The sequence below is a fragment of the Gordonia insulae genome, from assembly GCF_003855095.1.
GTDB classification, from domain to species: domain Bacteria; phylum Actinomycetota; class Actinomycetes; order Mycobacteriales; family Mycobacteriaceae; genus Gordonia; species Gordonia insulae.
Map to the genome: position 1 here is coordinate 3,714,095 of NZ_CP033972.1, position 18,116 is coordinate 3,732,210.

11 protein-coding genes are annotated in these 18,116 nt (G+C 67.2%); 8 read left to right on the forward strand and 3 right to left on the reverse strand.

The genetic code is table 11. The features are described 5' to 3' along the window. Positions 1-36: 36 nt before the first annotated feature. From D7316_RS16940 to D7316_RS16955, 4 genes are all read left to right on the forward strand, one after another. On the forward strand, positions 37-3,285 hold the full coding sequence (locus D7316_RS16940) for an arabinosyltransferase domain-containing protein (protein WP_232017193.1): 3,249 nt from the start codon (positions 37-39) through the stop codon (positions 3,283-3,285). Between the two features lie 89 nt (positions 3,286-3,374). Then, the gene (locus D7316_RS16945; protein ID WP_124709290.1) at positions 3,375-4,301 is read left to right on the forward strand and encodes an oxygenase MpaB family protein; all 927 of its coding nucleotides are present in this window, start codon (positions 3,375-3,377) and stop codon (positions 4,299-4,301) included. A 236-nt stretch (positions 4,302-4,537) separates the two neighbouring features. Further along, positions 4,538-5,182 carry an MspA family porin gene (locus D7316_RS16950; RefSeq protein WP_124709291.1) on the forward strand — a complete coding sequence of 215 codons (645 nt, stop codon included), beginning with the start codon at positions 4,538-4,540 and terminating at the stop codon, positions 5,180-5,182. Positions 5,183-5,255: 73 nt separating this feature from the next. Beyond that, positions 5,256-5,924 carry an MspA family porin gene (locus tag D7316_RS16955; RefSeq protein WP_124709292.1) on the forward strand — a complete coding sequence of 223 codons (669 nt, stop codon included), beginning with the start codon at positions 5,256-5,258 and terminating at the stop codon, positions 5,922-5,924. Between the two features lie 77 nt (positions 5,925-6,001). Here the strand turns inward: D7316_RS16955 and D7316_RS16960 are convergent, their stop codons facing one another. Continuing rightward, entirely contained in the window at positions 6,002-6,451 is a 450-nt protein-coding gene (locus D7316_RS16960) for a nuclear transport factor 2 family protein (protein WP_124709293.1), read from the reverse strand. An 82-nt stretch (positions 6,452-6,533) separates the two neighbouring features. Between D7316_RS16960 and D7316_RS16965 the strand changes: the two genes are divergently transcribed. The 4 genes from D7316_RS16965 to D7316_RS16980 all read left to right on the forward strand — a co-directional run bounded on the left by D7316_RS16965 (position 6,534) and on the right by D7316_RS16980 (position 10,890). After that, positions 6,534-7,256 carry a VIT1/CCC1 transporter family protein gene (locus D7316_RS16965; protein WP_124709294.1) on the forward strand — a complete coding sequence of 241 codons (723 nt, stop codon included), beginning with the start codon at positions 6,534-6,536 and terminating at the stop codon, positions 7,254-7,256. 165 nt (positions 7,257-7,421) lie between these two features. After that, on the forward strand, positions 7,422-8,657 hold the full coding sequence (locus D7316_RS16970) for an HNH endonuclease (protein WP_124709295.1): 1,236 nt from the start codon (positions 7,422-7,424) through the stop codon (positions 8,655-8,657). A gap of 299 nt (positions 8,658-8,956) precedes the next feature. After that, complete coding sequence (locus D7316_RS16975) at positions 8,957-9,505, forward strand: Dps family protein (RefSeq protein ID WP_124709296.1); 549 nt, start codon at positions 8,957-8,959, stop codon at positions 9,503-9,505. 152 nt (positions 9,506-9,657) lie between these two features. Then, the gene (locus D7316_RS16980; protein WP_124709297.1) at positions 9,658-10,890 is read left to right on the forward strand and encodes a DICT sensory domain-containing protein; all 1,233 of its coding nucleotides are present in this window, start codon (positions 9,658-9,660) and stop codon (positions 10,888-10,890) included. A gap of 237 nt (positions 10,891-11,127) precedes the next feature. Here D7316_RS16980 and D7316_RS16985 read toward each other — a convergent pair whose 3' ends face one another. Together D7316_RS16985 and pks13 are read right to left on the reverse strand one after the other, a co-directional pair. Then, positions 11,128-12,678, reverse strand: a complete 1,551-nt coding sequence (locus D7316_RS16985; RefSeq protein ID WP_124709298.1) for an acyl-CoA carboxylase subunit beta — start codon at positions 12,676-12,678, stop codon at positions 11,128-11,130. A gap of 27 nt (positions 12,679-12,705) precedes the next feature. Continuing rightward, a complete protein-coding gene (pks13, locus tag D7316_RS16990) occupies positions 12,706-18,114 on the reverse strand; it encodes a polyketide synthase Pks13 (protein ID WP_124709299.1) in 5,409 nt (1,802 codons plus the stop codon). Positions 18,115-18,116: the final 2 nt, after the last annotated feature.

Sequence of the window (18,116 nt, forward strand, 5' to 3'; positions counted from 1 at the left end):
ATCGTCGCCGTGGTCACCGGCCTCCTCGGCTTCCTGATGGCATTGGTGACGCCGCTGCTGCCGGTCGATCAGACCACCGCCGAACTCAATTGGCCGCAGGGCAACGGCGTCGGCAACGTCGCGGCGCCGCTCGTCTCGTATGTCCCGATCGACATGGACGTCTCGGTGCCGTGTGCCCTGGCAGCCGAGTTGCCCGCCGCCGGCGGACTTCTGCTGTCGACCATTCCGGAGGACGGGCAGGACGCCCGGGCCCGAGCCCTGATGGTGCGCGCGAGCCAGGATCAGCTCACGGTGACCGACCGTGACGTCGTCATCTTGACCACGGATCGTGCGCCGGCACAGGCGAACCCGGACTGCCGCATCGTGTTCCACGCCGACGGCACCGGCGTGAACGCCCGATTCGAGAATCTGCCCGGCGCCGGGAGCGGCGCGACCGGAGTGGACCGGGGCGATCAGTCCGGTGGTCTGCAGACCTTCGCCGCCGCCGACCAGGAGATGCGCCCACAGATCGTCGGCGTCTACACCGACCTGCCGGAAACCGCTCCGCGCGATGGCCTCTCGCTGCATGCGACCATCGACACCCGCTACGTCAGCACACCGAGCTCGCTGAAACTCGCGGTGATCGTCCTCGGCATCATCATGACCATCCTGTCGCTGATCGCGCTCGGCCTGCTCGATCATCGGGACGGTCGGGGACACAAGCGTTTCCTGCCGTCCGGATGGTGGACGATCCGTGGGCCCGACGTCGCGGTGTTCCTCATCCTGGCGTTCTGGTGGTTCGCCGGCGCCAACACCTCCGACGACGGCTACAACTTCACCGTCGGACGGATCACCGGCGATGCGGGCTACGCGGACAACTATTTCCGATACTTCGGAGTGCCGCAGGATCCCTTCGGCTGGCACTTCCAGGTGATCGCGGCGATGTCGCACGTCAGTCTCGCCGCGCCGTGGATGCGCCTGCCCGCGTTCCTGCTCGGCCTGCTGGGCTGGTGGCTGATCAGCCGCGAGGTGATCCCCCGACTCGGTCGCGCCGTGCGCAACAGCACCCCGGCGGTGTGGTCGGCCGCCTTCGTGTTCCTCGCGATCTGGTTGCCGTACAACAACGGTCTGCGCCCGGAACCCGCGGAGGCGGTCGGCGCGCTGTTGACCTGGTGCTGCGTGGAGCGCGCCATCGCGACCCGCCGCATGCTGCCGTACGCGGTCGCCGTGGTGGCCGCCGCCTTCACGCTGGCGCTCGCCCCGGGCGGTCTGATGGCCGTCGCCGCTCTGCTCGCCGGTGTCCGCCCGGTGGTCAAGACCCTGGTCACGCGGCGCAAGCGGGACGGGTTGCTGCCCATGCTCGCCCCGGTTCTCGCGGCCGGCACCGCCGTGCTGTACCAGATCTTCTACGACCAACCGCTGGCTGCACTGGTCGTCGGGAACAAGGTCGCGACCGATGTCGGCCCGACGCTGGAGTGGTGGCAGGAGCCGGTGCGCTACTACTACCTGATCCTGCCCACCGCCGACGGCACGCTCGCGCGACGGTTCGGCGTCCTGCTGATGATCCTGTGCCTGGTGGTCGTCCTGCTGCGACTGCTGCGCCGTGAACATCCGAACGGTGTTGCCCGCGCGCCGATCTGGCGCCTGATCGCGGTCACGCTGGGCACCATGTTCTTCATCGCGTTCACCCCGACCAAGTGGACGCACCACTTCGGCGTGTACGCCGGCATCGCGGCGGGACTGGCCGCGGCCGCCGGCGCGATGATGGCTCCGGCCATCCTGCGCTCTCGACGCAATCGGACCTTCTTCGCGGCAGCTGTTCTCGCGGTCACCGCCATCTCGTTCACCGGCACCAACGGTTGGTGGTTCGTCGGCAGTTTCGGCATCCCGTGGTGGGACCGACCGCCGTCGATCGCGGGGATCAAAGTCGGCTGGATGATCCTGGTGGTCGCGGTGATCACCGCACTCGTCGGCCTCTGGTTCCACTTCCGCGACGACTACGTGGACGCCGAGACCCGGACGCGTGGCGGATCGGGTTGGCCGTCGAAACTGAAATTCTCGCCGCTGCCGGTCATCTCGGGGCTCGTGGTGATCTTCATGGTGATGTCCTTCGCGAAGGGCGCGTACGAGCAGCGCGACAGCTGGTCGTGGCTGAAGTCGAACGCCCGTGCAATGACCGGCAACGAGTGCGCGCTCGCCAACGACGTTCTCGTGGAACCCGATCCGAACACCGGTCTGCTGACGCCGGCCGCCGTGAACGGCCGTCCGGCGCCCACCATCTCCGCTGCCCTGGCCGGCGAAGGTCCCCCGGACGGTTTCACCCCGAACGGCGTCCCGGACCGGCTGTCGGTCGATTCGACCGAGGAACAGGACACCGCGACGACGTCGGCGCAGAACACCGCGCAGACCGGCGCCGGGGCCGATGAGTCCACGCAGACCAGTGAGTCGGCGCAGGGCGGCACCGAGGGCGGGCAAGGCGCCCGCGGCGTCAACGGATCGACGGTCGGACTGCCGTTCGGCCTCAACCCGGCCAACACGCCGGTCCTGGGCAGTTACGGCTCGCCGAGCGGTACCGGATCGCTCACCACCGACTGGTATCAACTGCCGGAACGCAACGCCGATGCCCCGCTGCTGACCATGTCGGTCGCGGGTTCGGTGCAGGCCGTGGACGGTCTGGGGGTGCAGCATTCCGGACAGCAGGTTCGCGCACAGTTCGGTCGGACCGGCGCAGACGGGCGGGTCACCCCGGTCGGCGTGATGTCGCCGATCGACATCGGCGAGGTGCCCATCTGGCGCAACCTGCGCTACCCGCTGGCCGACGCCCCGCCGAACGCCGACGTCGTTCGGATCGAGGTCCGCGACACCGCCGGTGCACCATCGGAATGGGTGGCCATCACCCCGCCGCGCGTGACCGAGATGCGCACGCTCAACGACGTCGTCGGCACCACCGATCCCGTCTTCATCGACTGGCTACCCGGGTTCGTCTTCCCGTGCCAGCAGCCGATGGCGGTGCGCAACGGTGTCCTCGAGGTGCCGCAATGGCGCATCATGCCCGACGCCGAGGCGACCCGGAAGAACAGCCAGACCTGGATGTCGGGCAAGGCGGGCGGTCCGCTCGGCATCACCGAGGCGATGCTGACCCCGACCCTGCTGCCGACGTATCTCCGTAACAACTGGGGACGCGACTGGGGTGGCCTGCAGCGTTTCACCGAGATCGATCCGGCACCGCCGGCGGAGCTCGACACGGGGACGGCGCGTCGGTCCGGCCTCTACAACCCGGCGCCGATGCGATCGAGTGGTTACTGACCGGCAGGCTCCGCGACGATTCCGGTGTCCGGCGACCAGGGGGCGCGATAACCTGAGGTCAGGAACCCTCGGCGCTGAGGAGTGATCCGATGACCGTCATCGACCGCAATGACGCCGCCCCCGCGGGGCGCGAGCACGACGGTTTTCAGCACGCCCATGTGGCCGACGTTGCCCGCGCTCGGAGCCGCCGACGGGTACGCCGCACGGGCGACCTGGTGACCGGGCTGGGACCGACCATCGCCGGCGCCAACGTGATCATGCAGCTGGCGAACCCCAAGGTCGGCCACGGGGTGGTGGAGTCCCGGGTCGACTCCGGCAGTGCTGTCAAGCACCCGATCAAGCGAAGCCGCACCACCGGCACCTTCCTGGCAGTCGCTCTGCTCGGCGATGCGCGGGATCGCGCCTACGTCCACGACGAGCTCCAGCGGGTGCACGAACAGGTCTACTCGACCTCGACCAGCCCGGTGCGCTACAGCGCCAACGACTCCCGCCTTCAGCTGTGGGTCGCGGTGTGCCTGCTGAAGTACTTCATCGACCAGTACGAACTGCTGTACGGACCGCTCAGCGCGGACGAGCGCGAGAATGTCGTCGCCGACTCCCGCTGGCTCGGAACGAGTCTGAACGTGCGCGACGACCAATGGCCGTCGAGCTACCGTGAACTGCACGACTATTGGCAGGCACAACTCGATGACCTCACCATCGACCCGCCGGTACGTGAACTGCTCCAGCGACTCTCGGACCTGTCCTTCCTGTCCTACCGGATGGGGCCTGCGGGCACGGTCGCCCACAAGGTGCTGGGCCGGCCGATGAACTACCTCATCAAAGCGGGCCTCCCGCCGGAGTTCCGCGCCATGATGAACTGGCGATGGAGTACCGCGGACGAGTGGCACTACGAGCGGGCGCTCGCGATTGCCCGGATCGTCGACCCGGCCGTCGGCCGCGTCATGCGCGGGCTGTTGCAGGCGTACGTGTACGACATGCGTCTCCGACGCCGGTTGGGACTCAAGGTCTTCTGAGCCCTGGGTGTGACCGGACTCACACCGTCCAGCGAATCCCCATTCGCGCTGCTCGTCATATCTCGGAGCTGATCCACGCGCAATGATTTCGTTCTCAGCATCCCCCAAGGCAATTTGCAGCGATCCCATCTTGTAAGCTGCCGACGGACGAACGACGGTCACGCCCGACTACCACATGCGTTGTAACAGGTTGCGGCGCCGTCACTTTCAAGAGCGAATCCTGTGAGAGGGAATCAATGAGCAAGTTCAGCAAGCTCGGGCTGCGTCGCGTTGTCGGTGCCGGCGCGCTCGCCGCCGTCGCGGCGGTCGGCATGGCCGGCATCGGGGCGGGAGGCGCAGCGGCAGCTCCGTTGCCCAACGGCTACAAGAACGCGGCGGGTGTCGATGGCGAGTCCATTCAGACCTGGCGTACCGGTGAGTCGGCGCTGCCGGCTCCGTCGGTGGCCAACAACGGTGCGGGTCGCGCCGCGGTTGTCTCGGGTACCTACCGGGCCAAGGCCAGTGCGGGTGTGAACGGCAACATCGCGGTCAAGGTGCTCATCGGTTGCCAGGTGGACATCACCGGCCTCGAGGGCGGCCTGTCGGGCAGCATCACGCAGGCGCTGAGCCCGTCGCTGTCGGGTTCGCTGACCATTCCGCTTACCCCGGGTCAGGTCGCGGTCGTGGATGTGACCGACAAGGACATCAAGGAGGGTGGTGTCGCGGCGATCCAGCTCGATCAGTTCGGGATCAACGTGGAGAGCTGCGGCGGGTATGCCTCGGCGCGCACCATCGTCAAGACTGTCGGCGCCAAGGGTTACAACACCGATGACGGCACCGTCAACGGTGAAGGCACCTACATCCAGTCGACCCTGTACGGCAAGCCCTTCAGCCTCAACTGAGCGGCGAGCAGACAATTCAGCACAACTCTGATTTATCTGCCCCGAGCAGATTGATATTCCACGAAGGGGAATCATGAAGAAGATCAACACTCGCGTGGCCGCAGGCTTCGGCCTCGCCGGTGCCGCGGTGATGGGCCTGACCAGCCTGGGTGCCGGTGGCGCCGCGGCCGGTCCGCTGCCCGGCGGGTACGTGACCAAGACCCTGGTCGACGGCACCCCGGTCACCGTCCGCCTGTTCGACGAGTCGGTGAACGTGCAGAGGGCTGTCACCAATGTCGCGACCAGCCGTGAGGTCTGGCTGTCGGGCAAGGTGAAGGTCACCGTCGGCGGCAAGGCCACGGGCGGGACCATCGCCGGTGGCTACCTGGTCGGTTGCCAAGTCGACTTCGGCGCAGGCGCCAAGGGCGGCGCGGGCGTGGAGGTCGCCCCGGGCGGAAGCGGCGGCGCCACGGTCACCCCGGGTGGAAATGCGGGCGGCGGCTTCACCCTCGGGCCCGGTAAGTCGTCCTACGTGCCCGTCATCAACACCACCTCTGGTGACAGCACGGCCTACAAGAAGTACACCGTCAACGGGTACACCTTCAAGGGCGCCAACGGTGGCGTGGCCTACAGCCAGGAGAAGTTCGGTCTCGACGGCTGCGCAGGCTACGCCTCGGCCAAGGCCAAGATCCGCGTGTCGGTCAACACCGACGCGGTGAAGGGTGTCATCACCCTGTACGGCAAGCCGTTCAGCCTCGGCTGAGTTCGGAGTGTGTGCGCCCCTGATCTTCTCGTGAACGCGGGAAGGCCAGGGGCGTCATGCTTTTCCGGATCGATCATTCACCTCGTGCCGCCGCGCAGATGACCGGACGTGTCACCGGTGAAGTCGAGCAGGCCGTAGTCGCGTGAGGTGAATGCCCAACCGTCGCCGGTGCGGCGCATGGTGTCGTGATGGCGTCCGACGGCGATCACCTCGATTCGTCCGTCGCGCGGTTGAAGCACGGTGTAGCAGGATCGAATCCGTGCACTGTCGGCGTCGGCGAACTCGATGATCGGATTCGAGATCAGGTGTCGCGTCCTGGGCGTGCCGTCGTCGTACAGGATGACCATCGCCCGCAGCATCCCCTCCACGAAGTCGGCACCATGCCCGACCACGTCATCACCGACGACGATGTCGGCGTCGGCGAACAACGCTCCGACAGCGCCGAAGTCACCGGCATCCACCAGTTCGGCATAGCGGTAGAGCGTGCGGTGGATGGCGTCGGTGTCGGCCGGCGGGTGATCATTCATGCGCCCAGTGTCGATGACCGGTAGCGGTAAGGCAACGTTTCCCTTGCTTGCGCGAATACCTCTGCCGCAGTTGAGTTGACGCATGTCGATCGAACACGAACACCAGCATTCCGGTGAGCCGCACCGGGGATCGTTGGCCAATCGGCTCAATTGGCTTCGCGCCGGCGTTCTCGGCGCCAACGACGGAATCGTGTCGACAGCGGGCATCGTGGTGGGCGTGGCGGCGGCGACGGTCGATCGCGGGCCCATCTTCACCGCGGGCATCGCCGGTCTGGCCGCCGGTGCGGTCTCGATGGCATTGGGTGAGTACGTCTCGGTCAGCACCCAACGCGACACCGAGCAGACGCTGCTGGCAAAGGAGAGGCGTGAGCTTCGAGAACAGCCGGAGGCCGAGTTCGAGGAGCTCGTGGGCCTGTACGAGGACAAGGGTCTGACTCATGAGACCGCGTGCCGGGTCGCGCGCGAACTCACGGACCACGACCCCTTCGAGGCCCATGCGGAGGCGGAACTCGGCATCGATCCGGATCAACTCACCAATCCCTGGCAGGCCGCGGCGTCCTCGGCGGTGTCGTTCACGGTGGGCGCCCTGCTGCCGTTGGCCGCGATCCTCATCCCTCCCGCGGGATGGCGGATACCGGTCGCCTTTGTCGCGGTCCTGGTTGCCCTCGCCCTGACCGGCGCCACCGGTGCCGCTCTCGGCGGCTCCCGGCCGTGGCGCCCGATGCTCCGGGTCGTCGTCGGAGGAGCCGTCGCCATGATCGTCACCTTCCTCATCGGCCGACTCGTGGGGCACACGGTGGTGTGATCGGCCGCGTCCGGGGAGTAGTCCACAGGCGGGCAGACCGGAGGCCGGAATTGTCGGACTTTACCGGTATCCTGGAGACGCCGTGTGACGTGTTCTAGCGTCGAAACCCGTTGGTGGACAACATTTTTCCTTGACACGAACGTGTGTTCGAGTACTCTGGTCGGCATGGGGGAACTCAGCACGATCATTGCTCGCACGCGTGAGGTCACCGTCGCCGATACGGCGTCGGGGCGGCAGGTGTTCGACGCCACCACGGCGTTGATGGAACTACGCAACATCGTCGACCACCAGTTGGCGGTACACGCCGCCGCCCTGGACCGGCTCGGGGTGGCACGCCGATCCGGTGGCACGACGCGGAACCTGTTGATGCAGATGGGTGCCGCACCCGCTGTCGCCTCACGGTGGCTGCGCATCGGGGCGGCGATGAGCATGCTGCAGCGGTTACCCGGGTATGCCGGAGACGGTGTGTTCTCCGGAGAGCATGTGGCTGCGATGGTGGCCGGCCTGGCGCACATCGACCGTCGCGCCGCCGACGGACTGTGTGACGAGGAACGCCTCGAGCACGAACGAGCGCTGATCGCCCACGCCCTGTCCGGTGCCACACCCCGCGAGATCGAGAAGGTGGCGCGTGGACTCGGCAATCAGGTCGCCGCCGACACCGGTGGACCACCGGCCGGGGAAGACCGGCGGATCAACGAGTTCAGTGTCGAACCCACCACCGACGGACGCGTGACGGTGCAAGGTGACCTGGATGTGGTGATCGGCGAGAAACTGACCGCCGCGATCGACTCACTCACCACAGCGCGTCCCGAACCCGACGGCTCCCCCGACGCGCGCAGCAGAGGTGCCCAACGGGCCGATGCGCTCGAACAGATCCTCGACGCCGCCGCGGGCAGCAACATCCCGTTCATGACCGCCCCGAAAACCCATATCAACCTGACCATCCCCGTCGACACCCCCGACCTGGCATCCCTGCAATGGTTGGGGCCGATATCGCAGGCCACCGCACGAATGTTGGCGTGCGATGCCGCGATCACCGAGATCATCATCGACGGCCACCGGGCACCCCTGGACATGGGCTACGAACAACGCCTGTTCACCCCACACCAACGCAAAGCGATCATCACCCGCGACCAATGCTGCATCAAATGCGGTGCCCCCGCCTCCTGGGGACACGTGCACCACATGATCTTCTGGAGCGACGGCGGCCCCACCGACCTCGACAACGGCTGTCTGCTGTGCCCGTCGTGTCACGCCCACGTCCACGCGCACGGTTGGGACATCGTCCTCGGCCTCGACCGCCACCCCTGGCTCATCCCACCCACCGACATCGACCCACACAGGACACCACAACCCGCCTACAACCGACGCACCCCGCACCTCGACACCATCGCCGCCTGAGGCCTCGACACACCTCCTCACTCCGTTCGTCGGCACTCGACCAGCGGCCACAGCTAGACACGTTCGTCGGCTACTCGACCAACAGACCAGACCATCGAACAGCGTTACAGCGCAGCACATTTCACGACGCACATTCACCACGCACCCGACCACCAGCCGGGACCGCGCACGACCCTTGACAACTCCACAGTGTGGGCCCTTCCGTGGGCTCGTTATCGTCTCGTGACCCCTGTCTCGGTTGGATTGCCATCGTCGGGAGACCGGCGATGGCTCATCGAACGCGACCTACCGTCGGAGACATGACCTCATTCACCGCACCGGGCTTGTCCATCGAATCCGCAACCACCGTGTCCACCACCTTGCAAGAACGACTCAGCGCCCTCAACGATCTGCACCTGACACTCAAGCACATTCATTGGAATGTGGTGGGCGCCAACTTCATCGGCGTCCACGAGATGATCGATCCGCAGGTGGAGCTGGTCCGTGGGTATGCGGACACGCTGGCCGAGCGGATCGCGACGCTGGGGTCGGCGCCTCGCGGCACGGCCAAGGCCATCGAGGACGACCGCTCATGGAGTGACTACTCGCTCGGCCGGGACAGCGTGGCAGCGCACCTCGGCGCGCTCGACCTCGTCTACGACGGCTTCGTCAGCTCGCACCGGGACGCGATCGCAAAGATCGGCGAGCTCGACCCGATCACCGAGGACATCCTCATCGGCCAGACGGCGGAGCTCGAGAAGTTCCAGTGGTTCGTCCGAGCACACCTGGAGAGCAACTCGGGCCGGCTACCCACCTCCGGCGAGTCCAGTGAGGCAGGCGCCGCCGAGGCGGCCCGCAACGGCGGCTGATCGGTCGGGTGGCACCCGTCGCCACGTTTGTTATTCTGGCCGCAGGCTGCATGTTTGCCTTGTCCAGGATGTGAAGCAACCCGCGTCCGCTCAGTTCGATCAGAGCGACCTTCCGCTCTGGCGGGAGGCGCCGAGATGGCCACGGTTCGACCATGACGCCCGATTCCGGGCGACCTCCGGCAACCGAGAGCGGGTTCACCCTGTTCGAGGATCTGGAGCTCCACATGCAGTTCGCGCCGGTCTGTCGGCTCAGCGATGGGTCCATCGCCGCCGTCGAACTGCAGCTCAAAGGTTCGAGTGGCACCCGCCTCGGCACCGCCGATGCCCTGCGTCGCGCCGCGCGGCTCATGGAGCAACATCACGTCGTCGATGTCCGGCGCCGGCAGTTCGCCCGATCGGCGCGTGCGCAATCGGTGGCCAAGATCCTTCCTCTGCTGGTCGGCATGGACCTCGACCTCTTCGACGAACTCGAGGACGCGACCGTGGACGCCCTCGAACGGCAGATCCTGGTGGTCCTGCCGAGCGCGGTCACCAGCAGTCCGCAGCGCACCCTTGCACGGGTCGCCAGAGCACGGGCCGCCGGCAAGATCATCTGCGTCGACGGCCTGACGCGCAGCGAACATGCGGCGACCCTGTTGTCGCTGATCGAACCGGACATCATCGTGACCGGTGCGGAGTTGCTGCAGCAGAACGCAACTCAGGAGTCTGCCCGCTTGGCGCACATCCTTGCCGCGCACACCGAACGCAGCCAGGCGGTGGTGATCGCCGAGGGTGTCGACGACGAGGCACGACGGATCACCGCGATGACCATGGGAGCGTCGTTCGGTATCGGCGCCCTGTATCCGGCAGTGGAGAACCCGGCGTCGCTGCCCACCGCGACCGTCGTACCGTTGCCCGACATGCCCGTCTGGTCCACGCCGGGACCGGATCAGGCGACACCGTATGCCATCGCGACCGTGTCGATCACTCCCCGCCGCGGCGACAAGCGGCTGCTGATCGAGATGAGCAAAGCCCTGGAACACCAGGCCGCGATCGGCGGTGCCGCCGTCGTGCTCGGCACGTTTCAGCACGCCAAGCACTTCACGCAGCACACCGCAGATCGCTGGCGGGCGATGTCGGAGAACACCGGCCTCGCCGGCGTGTACGGGGTCGGCCTCGCCGACGTTCGCGACGGCAACGTGCACCGCGCCCCGCTCCGGCCCGACGACGATCTCGTCGAGGAGTGGAACGTCGCGGTGCTCGGCCCGCACTTCGCCGCTCTGCTGTCGGCGCGCGACCAGCACAGCGGCGGAGACGATCTCGACCGTACCTTCGATTTCGTGCAGAGTTACGACCGCGTGACCGTCACCCAGGCCGTGCATTCGATCCTCATGCGGTTCGGCTGACGGTCTCGGGTCTCAAGCCGCACTCGCAGTCGCGTGACCAGATCTGGAGCCGCGCGTGGCCTGATCCGAAACTGCCGGGTAGCCTGATCCGGATAAGCGCCCCGGAGATACGCCCCCTGTAGAGGGGGCGCCGACATTGTGTCGACGGCCGCGCTGCGTGGGGTGCATTTCCGGGGCGCTTATCCGGGCGGGACGCTTATCCGGGGCCCTTATCCGGACGTGGCGGTCCGCCGACGGCTAGATGGGCATCAGGAAGTGCTTGCGCGGCGTCCGCAACGTCTGCTTGTCACGCAACTGCGCCAACGCTTTCCGAAGCTGCAACCGGGTCTCCGACGGCTCGATGACCGCGTCGATGTAGCCACGCTCGGCCGCCAGATACGGCGTCGCCATCATCGTGTTGTAGAACCCGATGAAGTCGCGACGCACCTTGTCCGCCTCGGCGGCCGACATGCCCTCGGTCTGCCGGCGCGTCAGCACCGCGGCAGCCGACTCGGCACCCATCACGGCGATCTTCGCCGTCGGCCAGGCGAAGTTGATGTCGGCGCCGAGCTGTTTGCAGCCCATCACCGCGTACGCGCCGCCATAGGCCTTGCGCAGCACCACCGTCACCTTCGGGACGTCGGCCTCGACGTACGCGAACAGGAAACGGCCGGATCGACGGATCGTCCCCTTCTGTTCCTCGACGAGCCCCGGCAGGATGCCCGGCGTGTCCACCAGGAACACCAACGGGATGCCGAAAGCGTTGCAGGTCCGGACGAATCGCGTCGCTTTCTCCGACGAATCGGTGTCCAGCACACCCGACATCACGTTCGGCTGATTGGCGACGACACCGACGGCACGACCGTCGACGCGTGCGTAGCCGGTCAGGATGTTCGGCGCGAACAGTTCGGCGACCTCGTGGAAGGCGCCGTCGTCGAACAGCTTGATGATGATGTCGTGCATATCGTAGCCGGCGTTGTCGTTGTCCGGCATGAACTCGTCGAGCGAGAGATCCGATTCGGTGATCTCCGGTTCGAGACCGGGGTTGACGATCGGCGGCTGCTCGTACGCGCTCGACGGCATGTACTGCAGGTACTCCCGAACCCAGTCGAACGCCGACTTCTCGTCGGGGGCGACGTGGTGGATGTTGCCCCACCGTGCCTGGTTGTGCGCGCTGCCGAGGTCCTCGGCGGAGATGTCCTCACCGTTGACCTGCTTGAGCACATCCGGACCGGTGACGAACATGTAACTCTTGTCCTCGACGGCGACCAGGATGTCGGTGTTCGCCGGGGTGTACACCGCACCGCCGGCGCACTTGCCGAGGATGACCGAGACCTGCGGCGCCAGACCGGACAACAGGTCGTTGCGACGACCCATCTCGGCGTACCAGGCCAGGGACGTGACCGCGTCCTGGATGCGCGCACCCGCCGAGTCGTTGATGCCGACCATCGGGCAACCGATCTTGCCGGCCCACTCCATCAGCGCGGAGACCTTGCGGCCGAACATCTCTCCGACGGTTCCGCCGAAGACGGTCTGGTCGTGCGAGAACGCCGCGACCGGCCGCCCGTGCACCATCCCGTGGCCGGTGACGACGCCGTCGCCGTACCCCGAATGTGCCGCACCCGGCATCTTGGCGAGTGCGCCGATCTCCACGAACGTGCCCGGATCGAAGAGCATGGTCAGCCGCTCCCGAGGCGAGCAGATACCCTTCGCCTCGCGCTTGGCGATCGCCTTCTCACCACCCGGTTCCTGTGCGGCAGCGAGCTTCTCGCGCAGGTCGGCCAGCTTTCCGGCGGTGGTGTCAGTCACGATGCTCACTTTCCTTGCTTGCCGACCTCACCGGGACTCTCCGACATCCTTCAGTCGCTTGGTGAGATCCGCGCCGACCTTCCCGATGTAGGGCTCGTCGACGATGGACAGATGGTCGCCGCCGATGTGGATGATCTCCAGATCGTCCACCACCTCACCCCAGCGGCCGTCCTCGTCGATCTTCGCCCACTGGGGTTCGAGTTCGATTGCGCCGTCGTGCATCTTGTCGGCACGGTAGAGGATCACCTTGCCGTCGTATGCGGTCGGCTCGATGTTCGTCAGGGCACGGTTGTCGAGGAACGAGGTGCGCTGGTGCTCGATGATGCCGCCGGGGATCTTGGTGCCCGACATCGACATCATCTCCATGATGATCTGGAACTGACCCTCGTCGTCGGCCTCCACGAGCCGATCCATCGGGATCGGGACGTCGGCGTCAAGGTCGTAGGTCTTGACCGCGAAGTCCCGCCACCGCTCGAGGCGCGCCCGCTTGGTGTCCGGCGTCTCGACGACCGGCTCTGACGGCCGGACCACGTCGATGAGGCCGACAAACGCGACCTGCTCACCCTCGTCACGCAGCACCTGTGCGCAGCCGTAGGCGAGCGCACCACCGAGCGACCACCCGATCAGCACGTACGGGCCATGCGGCTGGACCTCCCGCAGACGCGGCATGTACTGCCGCACACGCTCTTCGATCGAGCCCTCGACGCGGTCGAAACCGATGACCGGCCGGTCCTCGGGGAGCCGCTTGAGCAGCGCCTCGTATGCGGACGTGTTGCCACCGGCCGGATGGAAGAGCAACGCCGGGACCGGATCGCCGGCCGCGGGGTCGTAACTCTTCTTCCCGCTGGGCACGAGCCGCAGGTAGCGGAGGAAACCGTCGGTGTCCGCACCGGCGTCGAGATACTGGCGGACGTAGTCCGACATCTCCTCGATGGTCTCCGAGTCAAGGATGTCCTCGACGTCGATGTCGCCACCGGTCCGTTCGTTCAGCCGATCCGTGAGTTGTTGCGCCACATCGTCGGTGAGCACGGGGAGCTTGTTGAAGATGCCGCCCGCGGACTTCTTGGTGACCACCGCGTACACGCCGAACGTCAGCCGCTCCGCGGCGTCGCGCGGGGGGACATCGGAGCCGGTGGCATCGGCCACCGCCTGCTGCGAGCTGAGATCGGTGGCGGCAGCGGCCGGGGCGGAGGTCTCGGCGGCATCGACAGATTCCGCGGAGGGAGCCGCCGACTCTGCCGGCTCCGCCGTGTCCGCGGCGGGTTCCGGACTGTTGCCGATGGGTTCCGGCGTGCTCTCGGTGGAATCCTGGTTGCTGTCCGCGGGTTTCTGGGTGCTCTCGGCGTCGATCAGAGCGTTGAGCGCCGCCGTGTCGATGTCCCCCTGTCCGGCAGCACCTTCGGCGAGTTGCGCAACCTCGTCGCGGTGCTCGACGGCGTAGGTGACGAACTTGACGACGTCGGCGAGATTCGCCTGACGCATCGCCTGCAGCTGGAGTTGCGGGATGTCGAACTCGAACTCGACGCGGTTCTTGATGCGTACGGCCATCAGCGAGTCGAGGCCCAGCTCGATGAGCGGGATCTCCCGCGGCAGGTCCTCCGGGTCGTAACCCATCGACTCACCGACGATGGTCGCGAGCCGATCCTCAACCGACTCACCGGAATCCGGATTCCACTTGTTGTCGACGTCGTGGACCACCTCGTCTTCGTTGACCACCTTGTCGTCGGCGAACACCGCGGCCGGCGACGTCTGGGCATCCTGCGCGCCCTGGCCGTCGGCTCCTGCTCCGGGGATCGACGCATCCGGAGCAGCGGCCCCGGTGACCACGGCCTCGAAGAGCAGCCGGAAGTTCTTGTCCTCCTTGCCGTGCACGGTGACCGACGCCCCACCCGGATGCGGGCTCAGCGTGGTGGTCAGCGTGCCCGACGACGGGATGTCGCCGTGGCCGATCGCCGCGCCGACGGTGGCGTCCGGCAGCACCTGGGCGGCTGCTGCGCGCACCAGCTCCCGCGGATCGGTGACCGCGGAGGCGTTGACCTCCCAGGCGTGACGACCGTCAGGCAGGGCGACATGCGATCCGGGCACCTTGCCGGACGAACCGCCCGACGACAGTTGCGCCTTGAGCCAGAACTCCTTGCGCTCGAACCGGGTGCGCGGGATGTCGGCGAAATCGCCTGCACCGAACAGCGATCCGACCTGAACCGGATGCCCGTGCACGTAGAGCTTGGCGAGCGCGTTGACGACGCCGTGACTCTCGTCCTCCTTGCGGCGCAACGTCTCGATCAGCTCGGCGTCGTGCAGCCCGGCCGAGAAGGTCACCGCCGCCACGGAGATGAGCACCGCGGGGTTGGGCGAGAGTTCCAGGAAGGTGCGGTGACCGCTCTCCACGGACTTCGCGATGGCCTGGCTGAACCAGACACTGTGGCGCAGACCCTTGATGAAGTAGTCGATGGTGTGGACCGGCTCGCTGTTGGGGCGGTAGAACGCCTCGCGGTCGACCGAACTGTAGAACCCGACCTTCGGGCGCAACGGCTCGATGCCGGTGAGCTCGTAGGCGAGTTCGCCGAGGATCGGGTCGGTCTGCGAAGTGTGGCTGGCACCCTTGGTCTGCAGCTTGCGTCCGAGTTTGCCGTCCGCCTCGGCGCGCGACACGATCGCGTCGACCTGCGCCTCGGGTCCCCCGATCACGGTGTGCGTCGGAGCGGCGTAGACGCAGATCTCGAGTTGCGGGAAGTCGACGAGGACGCCCTCGATGTCCTCGGCGCTGTACTCGACGAGCGCCATCGACCAGATGTCGTCACCGGTCAGCATCGACTCGCCCTCGCCCATGAGGCGCGACCGCTGGCAGATCACCCGGGTGGCGTCCTCCAGCGAGAGGCCGCCGCTGATGTAGGCGGCCGAGGCCTCACCCATCGAATGCGGAACCAGCACACCGGGTTCCGCGCCGAAGTGGCGAAGAGTGTCGGCCAGCGCGACCTGGATCGTGTAGATGCCGACCTGGCTGGTCTCGATGCCGTACGTCTGCTCGTCGTCGAGGAACATCTCGGCGATCGAGTAACCGAGTTCGTTCTGCACGTACTCGTCGACCCGGTCGACGTACTTCGCGAACACCGGGTTCTCGGTGTAGAGCTGCTTGGCCATCTTGCGGTGCTGCGAACCGAATCCGGAGAGCAACCACACCGCGGAGGCGGCGTCGGGCGCGTCCGCGGAGTAGACCAGCGGGTTGTTCTTGCCGTCGGCGATCGCGCGCACACCCGCGACCGCATCGTCGTGGGTGCGGGCCATCACGACCGAGCGTGACCGACCGTGGTTGCGATGCGCCAGCGCACGACCGATGTCGACGAGCGGAGTGGCCTGTCCCGCTTCGGATTCCAGCCATTCGAGCAGATCGGCCGCGTACTTGCGGCGACGCGACGGCAGGAAGCCGGACAGCACCAGCGGCACCACGGAACCCTCGGCCGCGCACGGCGCGAATCCGTCGGCGGGGTCGGCCTCATCGGCGGACGCGGTATCGGTCGGTGTGGTCGCCTGCGCCGCCAGCACGGCACGCTCGGCCTCGGTCAGGAACTCGTCGTCGTCATCGTCGATGTCGAGGTGGCCGGCGGTCGCGACCTGCGTGACCTCGGCGTCCGGGTCCGCGAGGACCGGACCGGCCAGGTCACTCGGCAACACCTCGCGGATGACGACGTGTGCGTTGGTACCGCTGAAGCCGAAGCCGGAGACACCGGCGACCGCGTGTCCGCTGTAGCGCGGCCAGTCGGTCGGCTCGGGGATCACCTTGAGGCCTGTCGAGTCGAACTGGATGTACGGGTTGGGGCCGTTGTAGTTGAGCGACGGCGGCAGCTTGTCGTGCTGCATCGAGAGCACGACCTTCGCCAGCGCACCGGCGCCCGCCGCGGATTCCATGTGTCCGAAGTTGGTCTTGGCCGATCCGAGGAGCGCGGGTGCGCCGAGGGTCCGGCCACGGCCGACCACCCGGCCCAGCGCGTCGGCCTCGATCGGATCGCCGAGGACGGTACCGGTGCCGTGGGCCTCGACGTAGTCGACGGTCCGGGGGTCGATGGCTGCGTCGATGTAGGCGCTGCGCAACACCTCCACCTGAGCCTCCGGATTGGGCGCAGGCAGGCCGTTGGAGCGTCCGTCGGAGTTGACCGCGGACCCGGCGACCACGGCGAGCACGGTGTCACCGTCGCGCCGTGCGTCCGACATCCGTTTGAGGACGACGAGACCGCCGCCCTCGGCGCGGATCATGCCGTCGGCGTCCGACGAGAACGCCTTGATGTGGCCGTCCTTGGCCTGCGCGCCGATCGAGTCGAAACCCAGGGTCGCGGCCGGGGTGAGCAGCATGTTGACGCCACCGGCGAGCGCGACGTCCGACTCACCCGAACGCAGACTGCGGACCGCCTGGTGGACGGCGACCAGCGACGACGAGCAGGCGGTGTCGATCGCGACCGCCGGCCCGTGGAAGTCGAAGAAGTAGGAGACGCGGCCGGCGAGCACCGACGTCGACGTCCCGGTGAGCGCGTATGCCGCGGTCTCGTGCGCGTCGTCGGCCAGGCCCAGGGTGGCCAACATCTGATAGTCGTTGGTCGAGGTGCCGATGAAGACACCGACCTGCTCACCCTTGAGGTCGCTGGCCGGGATGTGCGCATGCTCGAGCGCCTCCCAGGTCAACTCGAGGGCGAGGCGCTGCTGCGGATCGACCATCTCGACCTCGCGCGGGCTCATCTGGAAGAAGTCGGCGTCGAAGGTCCGCACGTCGTCGAGGTAACCGCCCTTGACGTTCGACGTCTCGAGGATCTCCGCGATCCGGGGATCGGAGCGGAACTCGGTCCAGCGGTCGTCCGGGAGGTCGGAGATGCCGTCGCGGCCCTCGATGAGGGCTTCCCACGTCGAATCGGGTGTGTGTCCCGCCTTCGGGAAACGCGTCGACAGGCCGACGATCGCGATGTCGTCGTCGGCGCTGCGCTCGCGCTGCCAGAACGTGGCGGCGACGTCGTCGAGTCCCTCGTCGGGATCGCCCTCGATGATGCGTTTGGCCAGCATCGCGATGGTCGGGTGGTTGTACGCGGCGGTCGCGGTCAGGATGACGCCGGTCTTGTCCTCGACGTCGGCGGCGAGTGCCACCGCGTCGCGCGACGAGAGTCCGAACTCCTCCATCGGTCGGTCGTCGGAGATCTGATCCGCCGGGATTCCGGTGGCCGCCGACACCCAGCCGCGCAGCCAGTCCCGCAACTCGGCGACGGTCAGGTCGCCGGCCGTCTCACCTGCGGTGCCCTCACCCGCCGTGCCCTCACCCGCGGTGCCCTCACCGGCGCCCGCGTCCGCGGCCTCCACCGACTTCTCGGCAGGTGCGGCGCGGTCGACCCCGCTCGACGACGGTTCGTCGTCGGGCACGGATGGATTGCCGGAATCTTCGGTATTCAGTTCAGACATCG